The organism is Thermogutta sp. (assembly GCF_014359955.1).
Taxonomy (GTDB): Bacteria; Planctomycetota; Planctomycetia; order Pirellulales; family Thermoguttaceae; genus Thermogutta.
The window spans coordinates 1-1697 of the sequence record NZ_JACIYL010000889.1; the positions used below are offsets into that span (position 1 = coordinate 1).

Annotated in this window: 2 protein-coding genes; both read right to left on the reverse strand. The window is 57.5% G+C overall.

Annotated elements, in window-relative coordinates:
* Positions 1-238: NAD(P)H-dependent oxidoreductase subunit E (locus H5U08_RS17930; RefSeq protein WP_297036253.1), on the reverse strand; the 238-nt coding region annotated here is incomplete at its 3' end.
* A gap of 228 nt (positions 239-466) precedes the next feature.
* Positions 467-1697: PQQ-binding-like beta-propeller repeat protein (locus tag H5U08_RS17935; protein ID WP_297036256.1), on the reverse strand; the 1231-nt coding region annotated here is incomplete at its 5' end.

A 1697-nucleotide genomic window follows, 5' to 3' on the forward strand; every position in this document is an offset into this window, starting at 1 on the left:
CACCGATCAGTTGGGCCGGACGAACCTGCGTCAATTCGCAGACACGTTCCAGGGCCTCCTGGGGCAGATAGCGGAAATGGCTCTGAATGGCCTGGAGGATGGGAATCGCGGCCTCGGGCCCGCGTCCGCAGCGTTCCACAATCTCGTCAACAACACGCAAATCAATCGACGACTGCTGGCAGACCGAGCCGCGGGCACTCACCGCGGAAGACAGAGACACGACGTTTGCTTTTTTCATGGACGGCCAATTCAAAGGAACGCTTTTTGCCAGCCGAGATCGGCCACCTCCATCGGGGGGCGATTTTTGTTTACTGACGCTGTTGTAATTGTAACCTGTTTAGCTTCCGAGTCGAACATCTGCCCCGAAAAACGACCGCGCTCGGTCGGAGGATCGCGTTGGTCGCCACATGCTTTGCTGCTGTTTCGAATGCCAGGAATTCTCCATGATTTTTGGCCTCTCGACACATCATTGACTGATGCAAAACATGTGCTTTTCGCCACGGATATACAGTCGGCCGGGCTGAAAAGCGGGGCTGGTCACACAGCCTTCGCCCAGCGAATTTTCGTGTTCGATCTTGAATTCCTGGTCGGTAACAGTCCCCACCCAGCACGCGCCCTCTTTGGAAAACAGGTACACCCTGCCACCAGCGTAAGAAGGCGAGGAGGCAAAGGTGTTGTCCGGGAACTCATGTTCCCACAATTTCTCACCGGTGTTAACGTTGTAGCACGCCAGAACCGATGTGGAAGACATCCATAACACGTAATGATCGAAAGCCAGCGGACTGCAGGTGTCCGGCAGGGCGTCTTCCGCCTCCCACACCTTGTGCGTCTTGGTGACATCCCCCGATCCGTCCCCTCGAATGCCGTACATGTAGTAGGAATATTCGCCTCCAGCAATGACAAGATCACCATGGGCGATGGGCGAAGGCCCGCAATCTCCCGTTGTGCCGTCAAACCGCCACCATTCGCTGCCGTTCTCCGGGTTGTAAGAAATCACGAACGGATTGGCCACGGTGATCAGTTGTGGTTTTCCGGCCAAGCTGACAATGATAGGGCTGGTCCACGAATTGCCCGTGGGACGTGTGACCTCCCAGACAACCCGGCCGGTGGGCCCTTCGATCGCAAACAATTTGGATTTGTCGTCATCGGGTTCTCCCTGATCGAAGAGCACGATCACCCAGTTTTTGTAAGTACACAGGGAGGAAGCGTGTCCATAGGCGTTATCCGGGATTCCCAATCCCTTGACCCACACAACGTTTCCCTGAAAATCAAGGGCGGCCAGGTCCCCATTGGCGAAGATGGCGTAAACGCGGCGGCCGTCGGTGGCCACTGTGGGGGCGGCAAACCCGGTGTCCTTCATGACCTTCGGTTTCTTGCCTCGACTCTCGGGTGTAGGCGGAATCTCCCGTTGCCAGAGCACCTTGCCGGAGTCGGCATCCAGTGCATAGCACACCCGGCGGTCTTCCGTCGCCCCCGTCACAAAAACCAATTTGTCCCAGACAACGGGCGAATTGTGGCCGGGAAGATCGATCGGCGTTTTCCAGAGAACACCCCGACCTTCTTCCGCATTCCATTCCACGGGTGGGTTCGGATGAGGGGAAATGCCATCACCGTTCGGACCACGAAAGCGCGGCCAGAACCGTGCGAACTCTTCCGGGGGAGCGGCATCATTACCGACCGGCGCCCCGGTGGGAACC